The sequence below is a fragment of the Halorubrum sp. Atlit-26R genome (genome assembly GCF_003666015.1).
Taxonomy (GTDB): Archaea; Halobacteriota; Halobacteria; order Halobacteriales; family Haloferacaceae; genus Halorubrum.
The window spans coordinates 1-535 of the sequence record NZ_QPLT01000363.1; the positions used below are offsets into that span (position 1 = coordinate 1).

Genomic DNA, 535 nt, shown 5'->3' on the forward strand with positions numbered 1-535 from the left:
CGAGGCTGGGGAGGTGTGAGGCGCGGTTGCTGTGCGTGGCGGGGCTCAAAGGGGCAGTCGGGAGGGCGAAGCACGGCGACGGAAGCACCGCAGGGAGCGAACGAAGTGAGCGACCGAGGAGCGCACCGAGCCGCGCGAGTCCTCCCGGCTGGGGCTTTGGAGGTGTTCACCGGAGAGTCATCGATTACGTATCGCAGAGCGACTGAGGCTTTGGAGGTGTTCGCTGCCGATCCACGGCCAACCCATTATAAGCGACCAGCTGGGGATTTGGAGGTAGCCGCTGTCGATCCGCTGTCTCTCACTTATAAAATCCAGTCGGAACCCGTCTCTCCGATTTATAAATAATTGCCTACCCGCTTCGATTCACGTCCTCTCTCAGTTCACTCGTCCGACGGTCACGTCGAAGGGGACGTACTCGACGCGCTCGTACTCCTCGGCGCCCATCGCGTCGACGACCTCGCGGCCCATCTCGCGCCAGCGCCCGCCCAGGTCGTCGTAAGCGCGCTCGGAGGTCGCGGCCACCAGCTCGTCGCGA

General features: G+C 63.7%; 1 pseudogene. It reads right to left on the reverse strand.

The features are described from left to right. Positions 1 to 375: 375 nt before the first annotated feature. A pseudogene (locus DVK07_RS20985) lies at positions 376 to 535 on the reverse strand (SAM-dependent methyltransferase); the annotation flags it as partial.